The organism is Stutzerimonas sp. S1 (assembly GCF_025966695.1).
Lineage (GTDB): Bacteria > Pseudomonadota > Gammaproteobacteria > Pseudomonadales > Pseudomonadaceae > Stutzerimonas.
In genome coordinates, this window is record NZ_JAOEIY010000001.1 from 859,882 (window position 1) to 868,078 (window position 8,197).

The following is an 8,197-nucleotide window of genomic DNA, read 5'->3' on the forward strand; positions in this document are numbered from 1 at the left end:
GGTTACTCGGCCATCGGAGATGAATTGGAAGTGTTGTGAGGAGGCACAGGATCGTAGCCACCCGGGTTCCACGGGTGGCAACGCCCCAACCTGCGCAGGCTCAGCCAGCCGCCACGCAACAGACCATGGGTTTCGATGGCCTCAAGTGCATAGCAGGAGCAGCTTGGATAGAAACGACAGTGACTGGCCATCATCGGACTGATGGCGTACTGGTAGACCTTGATCGAAGCGATGGCCAATTTACGCATGGGTGCTGTTGGCGGCTCCAGGTTCGACGGCGGTCTTGGCTGGGTTGCGTGACAGTCGCTTCCAGAGCTTGGCGAACTGCTTCGCCAGTTCGGGATTGTCCAGATCAGCCAATCCCTTGCGGGCGATGATCACGATGTCCCAGCCCGCCAGTTCCAGCTGGTGGTGGCGAAAGGTTTCCCGTATCTGCCGCTTGATGCGGTTACGTTCCACCGAAAGCTTGACGCTTTTCTTGCCGATCACCAACCCAAGGCGGGGGTGTTGCAGATCGTTCTCGCGTGCCAGCAGCAGGACGTTCCTGCCAGGCACCTTACCGGAAGGGGAGTCGAAGACTGCCTTGAATTGGCGGGGAGTCAGCAGACGCTTTTCCCGGCCGAAGCCCCGACTCACTACCTGTTCCGATATCAGACGGTCAGACGCTTACGGCCTTTGGCGCGACGGCGGGACAGAACTTGACGACCGTTCTTGGTGGCCATGCGGGCACGGAAGCCATGGGTACGAGCGCGCTTGATGGTGCTGGGTTGGAAAGTGCGTTTCATGGTGCGGTTACCTGGTGATCCATTGCGGGCCGGAATGGCCCCCTTTTAAGAGACCGGCGATTGTAGAGAAGCAACCGAGTCAGGTCAATTTCCAACCAACGCTTGGGCAGGAAAAGATAAGAAAAAAGAAAGATTAAAAAAGCTTTCTAAATCTAGTGCTTATGTATGGTGACACGTCGTCTTGTGTATAAGTAATTCAAATAATTGTTTTTAAAAGGAAAATTCATAAGATAACCTGGTGCGAAACGGGTGCGCTCCCGGTGCGCAAGCGGTGTGGTTGCTGGGGATTAGTCTGATGAATATCCACAGATGGTGTCTACCTGAGCTTTCGCACAGGGCTCTCAACTGATCTCAGGGATACTTATCCACAACTCTTACGCTGCCGGTTTGTAGATCTCTTCATACATATACGACTAACCCTCATCCATTGGGATTGCTGGTAGTTGTGGATAACCATCCGTCTGCTCGCTACAATGGCTGCCGTCTTACCTCGACAGTGTCGATAGGAGTTTCCGTGTCGGTGGAACTTTGGCAGCAATGCGTGGAGCTATTGCGCGACGAGCTGCCTGCTCAGCAATTCAACACATGGATTCGTCCGCTGCAGGTCGAGAGCGAGGGCGATGAGTTGCGCGTCTATGCGCCTAACCGTTTCGTGCTCGACTGGGTCAACGAGAAGTATCTTTCACGGTTGCTCGAGTTGCTTGCAGAACGGGCGAGCGGAATGACGCCGGCGTTGTCGCTGCTGATCGGTAGTAAGCGTACGGCCGCGGCTGCCCTGCCTTCCGCTGCGGCGGCGCGCGCGCAAGCTACCCCCGCGGTTGCCGCATCTCCGGCCGGACCTGAACCGGCACCTAGATTCGAGCCGGTATCCTCCGTCGCTGTCGAAAGCGAACCTACGGGGGATGCCGCCAAGCCTGCGCGTAACGTGCAGGTTGAGGGGGCCCTCAAGCACACCAGCTATCTGAATCGGACCTTTACCTTCGAGAACTTCGTTGAAGGTAAGTCCAACCAGCTAGCGCGGGCCGCTGCCTGGCAGGTAGCGGACAATCCCAAGCATGGCTACAACCCGCTGTTTCTTTATGGGGGCGTCGGCCTGGGCAAGACCCACCTGATGCACGCGGTGGGCAACCACTTACTCAAGAAGAACCCCAATGCCAAGGTGGTCTACCTGCATTCGGAGCGATTCGTCGCGGATATGGTCAAGGCGTTGCAGCTCAACGCTATCAACGAGTTCAAACGGTTCTACAGGTCAGTGGATGCGCTGCTGATCGACGATATCCAGTTCTTCGCAAAGAAGGAGCGCTCCCAGGAGGAGTTCTTCCACACCTTCAATGCCCTGCTTGAAGGCGGGCAGCAGGTGATCCTGACGAGCGACCGTTACCCGAAGGAGATCGATGGCCTGGAGGAGCGTCTCAAATCCCGTTTCGGCTGGGGGCTCACGGTAGCCGTCGAACCTCCTGAACTGGAAACCCGGGTAGCGATCCTGATGAAAAAGGCCGATCAGGCCAAAGTCGAACTGCCGCACGATGCGGCGTTTTTCATTGCTCAGAGAATTCGTTCCAATGTTCGCGAGTTGGAAGGTGCATTGAAACGGGTTATCGCCCATGCGCATTTCATGGGGCGGGACATCACCATTGAACTGATTCGCGAGTCGCTCAAGGATCTGCTGGCGTTGCAGGATAAGCTGGTGAGCGTCGACAATATTCAGCGTACGGTCGCTGAGTATTACAAGATCAAGATTTCCGATTTGCTGTCGAAAAGACGCTCGCGCTCTGTAGCCCGTCCTCGACAAGTGGCAATGGCGCTTTCAAAAGAGCTGACCAATCACAGCCTTCCCGAAATCGGCGATGCGTTCGGTGGTCGCGATCACACCACGGTGCTTCATGCCTGCCGTAAAATCGCCGAACTTCGGGAAATAGACGCCGATATTCGGGAAGACTACAAGAATTTGCTCCGAACTTTGACCACCTGAGTGCGAACCATCCAATAGGCAAGGGACCAGACCATGCATTTCACCATTCAGCGCGAAGCCCTGTTGAAACCCCTGCAACTGGTTGCTGGCGTTGTCGAACGGCGCCAAACCTTGCCGGTGCTATCCAATGTTCTGCTCGTTGTAGAAGGACAGCAGCTGTCGTTGACCGGTACTGACTTGGAGGTCGAGCTGGTTGGACGTGTGGCGCTCGAAGACGCCGCCGAACCCGGCGAGATCACCGTTCCTGCACGCAAGCTGATGGATATCTGCAAGAGCTTGCCGAGCGATGCAGTCATCGACATTCGACTGGATGATCAGAAGGCGCTGATCAAGTCAGGACGCAGCCGTTTTACCTTGTCTACCCTTCCTGCCAACGATTTCCCTACCGTCGAGGAAGGGCCTGGCTCGCTTGGTTTCAGTGTCGAACAGGGCAAACTGCGTCGGCTGATCGAGCGCAGCAGTTTCGCCATGGCACAACAGGATGTGCGCTACTACCTGAACGGTATGCTGATTGAAGTTTCTAGCGGCTTACTGCGCACCGTAGCGACCGACGGCCATCGTTTGGCGATGTGTTCCATGCAGGCGGGGATCGAGCAACCTGACCGTCATCAGGTCATTGTGCCGCGAAAGGGGATTCTCGAATTGGCGCGGCTACTCACCGACCAGGATGCTCAGGTAAGCATCGTTTTGGGTCAGCATCACATTCGTGCGACCACCGGTGAGTTCACTTTCACGTCCAAGCTGGTCGACGGCAAGTTTCCCGATTACGAGCGGGTATTGCCCCGTGGCGGCGACAAGCTGGTAGTGGGCGATCGCCAATTGTTGCGCGAGGCATTCAGTCGTACAGCGATTCTTTCCAACGAGAAGTATCGGGGCATTCGTCTGCAGCTTGAGAATGGCCTACTGAAGATTCAGGCCAACAACCCCGAGCAGGAAGAGGCAGAGGAGGAAGTTGTTGTCGACTACAACGGTGGTTCGCTTGAAATCGGCTTCAACGTCAGTTATTTGCTCGACGTGCTGGGCGTAATGACTACCGACCAGATTCGACTGATTCTTTCTGACGCAAATAGTAGTGCCCTGGTTCAGGAATTTGATAACGACGACTCCGCCTACGTCGTTATGCCGATGCGCTTGTAACCCTCCGCGTTAATGTCGCTCAGCCGTCTCTCCGTCACCGGGGTGCGTAATCTGCAACCGGTGACGCTTACCCCCTCTCCTCGCATCAACATCCTCCACGGCGACAATGGCAGCGGTAAGACCAGCTTGCTCGAAGCGGTCCACCTGCTTGGATTGGCGCGATCGTTTCGCAGCCTGCGACTTACCCCGGTAATTGCCTACGAGCAACCCAGCTGTACGGTGTTTGGAGAAGTTCAGTTGGCGGGCGGGCAGCGCTGTGCGTTGGGCGTTGCACGGGATCGCAGCGGTGAGATGCGCATCCGTATTGATGGACAGAACGCCCGCAGCGCCGCCGAGCTGGCCGACCTGCTGCCCTTGCAATTGATCAATCCCGATAGTTTTCGCTTGCTCGAAGGCGCGCCAAAGCTTCGAAGGCAGTTTTTGGATTGGGGTGTGTTCCACGTGGAACAGCGTTTCCTGGGAGCTTGGCAGCGCCTCCAGCAGGCACTGCGGCAACGGAACTCGTGGCTGCGGCGTGGTACACTGGACGACGCTTCGCAAGTCGCCTGGTCGCGAGAGCTGGCACTCGCGAGTGAGGAAATTGACGGTTATCGCCGGAATTATATTCAGACGTTCAAGCCGGTCTTCGAACGTACGTTGAGTGCTCTTTTAGAGCTGGACGGCCTGCAGCTGAGTTATTACCGGGGATGGGATAAAGAGCGCTCGCTAGAAGAAGTGCTGAGCGCTTCGCTGGAACGAGATCGTGCTCTCGGTCATACCCAGGCTGGGCCGCAACGTGCGGATCTACGGCTGCGGATCGGTGGACATAGTGCCGCTGAAGTGTTGTCACGCGGACAGCAGAAGCTAGTGGTCTGCGCGCTCAGAATTGCCCAGGGTCACCTCGTCAGCGAAGCTAAACGCGGCCAGTGCATCTATCTGGTAGACGATCTGCCGTCTGAGCTGGATGAACAGCATAGACAGGCGCTGTGCGGATTATTGGAGCAACTGGATTGTCAGGTGTTCATAACCTGTGTTGATTCGACCGTTTTGCAAGCAGGCTGGCATGTAGAAACGCCAGTCTCAATGTTTCACGTGGAACATGGGCGCGTTACCCAGACCACGGCCCCTCCGGAGTGAAAGTATGAGCGAAAATCACGCGTACGATTCGTCCAGCATCAAGGTGCTGAAGGGCCTCGATGCCGTACGTAAGCGTCCCGGCATGTACATTGGTGATACTGACGATGGCACAGGCCTGCACCACATGGTCTTTGAAGTGGTCGATAATTCCATCGACGAAGCGCTGGCAGGCCATTGCAGCGACATTTCCATCACTATCCACACCGATGAGTCGATCACTGTTCGCGACAATGGTCGCGGGATTCCGGTTGATATTCATAAGGAAGAAGGTGTTTCGGCTGCGGAAGTGATCATGACCGTCCTGCACGCTGGCGGTAAGTTCGACGACAACTCCTACAAGGTGTCCGGCGGTCTACACGGCGTGGGTGTCTCAGTGGTGAACGCACTGTCCGAAGAGCTGTTGCTGACGGTACGCCGTGACGGAAAAGTCTGGGAACAGGTCTATCGACATGGTGTGCCACAGGCTCCTCTGGCTGCGGTAGGTGTAACCGAAGGCTCCGGCACTGAAATTCATTTCAAGCCGTCGGCAGAGACCTTCCAGAACATCCACTTCAGCTGGGACATCCTGGCCAAGCGTCTGCGCGAGCTCTCCTTCCTCAACTCCGGGGTTGGCATCGTCTTGCGTGACGAGCGCAGTGCTAAAGAAGAGCTGTTCAAGTATGAAGGCGGTTTGAGCGCCTTCGTCGCCTATCTGAACACCAACAAGACGGCGGTCAATCAGGTTTTCCATTTCAACGTACAGCGCGACGATGGAGTGGGTGTGGAAGTGGCGTTGCAGTGGAACGATAGCTTCAACGAGAACATTCTCTGTTTCACGAATAACATCCCCCAACGCGACGGCGGCACACACCTGGCCGGGTTCCGCTCGGCGTTAACTCGCAATCTGAACAACTACATCGAACAGGAAGGTCTGGCGAAGAAGCACAAGATCTCCACCACCGGTGATGACGCTCGTGAAGGCCTGACGGCGATTATCTCGGTCAAAGTGCCGGATCCCAAGTTCAGTTCGCAGACCAAAGACAAGCTGGTCTCGTCGGAAGTTAAGACGGCAGTGGAACAGGAGATGGGCAAGTATTTTGCTGACTTCCTGCTCGAGCATCCGAACGAAGCCAAGGCTGTCGTCGGTAAGATGATCGATGCAGCGCGCGCGCGCGAGGCTGCACGTAAAGCGCGGGAGATGACCCGCCGCAAGGGCGCCCTGGACATCGCCGGGCTGCCGGGCAAGCTAGCCGACTGCCAGGAGAAAGACCCGGCACTCTCCGAACTCTACATCGTGGAGGGTGACTCCGCCGGCGGTTCTGCCAAACAGGGCCGTAACCGCAAGACCCAGGCTATCCTGCCGCTGAAGGGCAAGATTCTTAACGTCGAGAAGGCACGCTTCGACAAGATGCTCTCCTCGCAGGAAGTTGGCACCTTGATTACCGCTCTTGGCTGCGGTATCGGCCGTGAGGAATACAACATCGAGAAACTGCGTTACCACAACATCATCATCATGACCGATGCTGACGTCGACGGTTCGCACATCCGTACCCTGCTGCTGACTTTCTTCTTCCGCCAGTTGCCGGAGCTGATCGAGCGCGGCTACGTGTATATCGCCCAGCCACCGCTGTACAAGGTCAAGCGCGGCAAGCAGGAACAGTACATCAAGGACGACGAAGCGATGGAGGAATACCTGACCCAGTCCGCCCTCGAAGATGCCAGTCTGCATGTCAACGAAGATGCACCGGGCCTCGCTGGCGAGGCGCTGGAACGCTTGGTGAACGACTACCGTACGGTGATGAAGACCCTGCAGCGTCTTTCCCGACTGTATCCACAGGAGCTGACGGAGCACTTCATCTATCTGCCGCGTATTCCTGTTGAGCAACTGGCAGATCAGGCCGCCATGCAGAGCTGGCTCGAGCGCTATGCCGCCCTGCTCAAAGGAGTCGAGCGCTCAGGGCTGACCTACAGCGTCAGCCTGCGCGAGGACAAGGAGCGCCATCTGTGGCTGCCGGAAGTGGCGATCACCTCGCATGGGCTTGCCAGCTACATCACCTTCAACCGTGATTTCTTCGCCAGCAACGACTACCGTACCGTTACCGCCCTCGGCGACAAGCTCAACAGCTTGCTTGAGGAAGGTGCCTATGTGCAGCGTGGCGAGCGCAAGAAGGCGGTCGCGTCGTTCAAGGAGGCCCTGGACTGGCTGATGACTGAGGGGACTCGCCGCCACAGCGTGCAGCGCTATAAGGGGCTTGGCGAGATGAACCCCGACCAGCTGTGGGAAACGACGATGGACCCGGCTGTACGTCGGATGCTGAAGGTAACCATCGAGGATGCCATTGCTGCCGACCAGATCTTCAATACCCTGATGGGCGATGCTGTTGAACCGCGTCGGGATTTCATCGAGGCGAATGCGCTGGCGGTATCGAACCTGGACTTCTGAGCCCCTTTTCCACCCTCCTTTTCACGCAGTTCATCTAACAAAGAACCCCGGCTTTTGGCCGGGGTTCTTTGTTTATATAGCCCTAGTAAATCGAGGCGAATGGATTAATCAATTTAGAGAAATTCCATTCTCAACGTAAGGTTACTGTCATTCGGTCATCCACCTTACCGCGCCCACAAGGGCACATGAATTTACGGGGTAATCACTAATGCTGGACACCAATCTCAAGACCCAGTTGAAAGCCTACCTGGAGAAGGTCACCCAGCCCTTCGAGATCGTCGCGTCCCTCGATGACGGCGAAAAATCCCGGGAAATGCTGAGCCTGCTGCAGGACATCGTCAGCCTCAGTGACAAGATCACCCTCAAGACCGACGGCGCCGATGCGCGCAAGCCGTCGTTCTCGCTCAACCGCATTGGCGGCAACATCAGCCTGCGTTTTGCCGGCATCCCCATGGGCCACGAGTTCACCTCGCTGGTGCTGGCCCTGCTGCAGGTCGGCGGTCACCCGTCGAAGACCGCGCCGGAAGTGATCGAGCAGATCAAGGCGCTCGACGGCGACTACCAGTTCGAAACCTACTTCTCGCTGTCCTGCCAGAACTGCCCGGACGTGGTCCAGGCGCTGAACCTGATGGCCGTGCTCAACCCGAACATCAAGCACGTCGCCATCGACGGCGCGCTGTTCCAGGACGAAGTCGAAGCGCGGCAGATCATGTCGGTGCCGAGCATCTACCTCAACGGCGAGCTGTTCACCCAGGGCCGCATGAA

Annotated in this window: 8 protein-coding genes; 5 read left to right on the forward strand and 3 right to left on the reverse strand. The window is 56.8% G+C overall.

The annotated features are described in order from the left end of the window. Window positions 1–2 precede the first annotated feature (2 nt). Genes yidD through rpmH form a run of 3 tightly spaced genes read right to left on the reverse strand, consistent with a single transcriptional unit; the run spans window position 3 to window position 785 of the window. Complete coding sequence (gene yidD, locus N8H22_RS03970; protein ID WP_063540255.1) at window positions 3–248, reverse strand: membrane protein insertion efficiency factor YidD; 246 nt, start codon at window positions 246–248, stop codon at window positions 3–5. Continuing rightward, complete coding sequence (gene rnpA, locus N8H22_RS03975; RefSeq protein WP_264589303.1) at window positions 241–636, reverse strand: ribonuclease P protein component; 396 nt, start codon at window positions 634–636, stop codon at window positions 241–243. Before rnpA ends, yidD begins: the two co-directional genes overlap by 8 nt. A 14-nt stretch (window positions 637–650) precedes the next feature. Next, window positions 651–785 (reverse strand): 50S ribosomal protein L34, encoded by a 135-nt coding sequence (rpmH, locus tag N8H22_RS03980; protein ID WP_003290924.1) that lies wholly within the window; start codon window positions 783–785, stop codon window positions 651–653. Between the two features lie 514 nt (window positions 786–1,299). Here rpmH and dnaA point away from each other — a divergent pair. The 5 genes from dnaA to N8H22_RS04005 form a co-directional block, all read left to right on the forward strand. Further along, complete coding sequence (dnaA, locus tag N8H22_RS03985) at window positions 1,300–2,757, forward strand: chromosomal replication initiator protein DnaA (RefSeq protein WP_264589304.1); 1,458 nt, start codon at window positions 1,300–1,302, stop codon at window positions 2,755–2,757. A 33-nt stretch (window positions 2,758–2,790) separates the two neighbouring features. Next, on the forward strand, window positions 2,791–3,894 hold the full coding sequence (gene dnaN, locus N8H22_RS03990) for a DNA polymerase III subunit beta (RefSeq protein ID WP_264589305.1): 1,104 nt from the start codon (window positions 2,791–2,793) through the stop codon (window positions 3,892–3,894). A 12-nt stretch (window positions 3,895–3,906) separates the two neighbouring features. Further along, on the forward strand, window positions 3,907–5,010 hold the full coding sequence (recF, locus tag N8H22_RS03995) for a DNA replication/repair protein RecF (RefSeq protein WP_264589306.1): 1,104 nt from the start codon (window positions 3,907–3,909) through the stop codon (window positions 5,008–5,010). A 4-nt stretch (window positions 5,011–5,014) separates the two neighbouring features. Next, on the forward strand, window positions 5,015–7,432 hold the full coding sequence (gene gyrB, locus N8H22_RS04000) for a DNA topoisomerase (ATP-hydrolyzing) subunit B (RefSeq protein ID WP_264589307.1): 2,418 nt from the start codon (window positions 5,015–5,017) through the stop codon (window positions 7,430–7,432). 208 nt (window positions 7,433–7,640) lie between these two features. Further along, on the forward strand, window positions 7,641–8,197 hold a 557-nt coding region (locus N8H22_RS04005), incomplete at its 3' end, for a thioredoxin family protein (RefSeq protein ID WP_264589308.1).

Coding starts and splice junctions, on each gene's coding strand:
- rpmH (WP_003290924.1), bottom strand. CDS start 785: ATGAAACGCACTTTCCAACCCAGCACCATCAAGCGCGCTCGTACCCAT.
- yidD (WP_063540255.1), bottom strand. CDS start 248: ATGCGTAAATTGGCCATCGCTTCGATCAAGGTCTACCAGTACGCCATC.
- dnaN (WP_264589305.1), top strand. CDS start 2,791: ATGCATTTCACCATTCAGCGCGAAGCCCTGTTGAAACCCCTGCAACTG.
- recF (WP_264589306.1), top strand. CDS start 3,907: ATGTCGCTCAGCCGTCTCTCCGTCACCGGGGTGCGTAATCTGCAACCG.
- gyrB (WP_264589307.1), top strand. CDS start 5,015: ATGAGCGAAAATCACGCGTACGATTCGTCCAGCATCAAGGTGCTGAAG.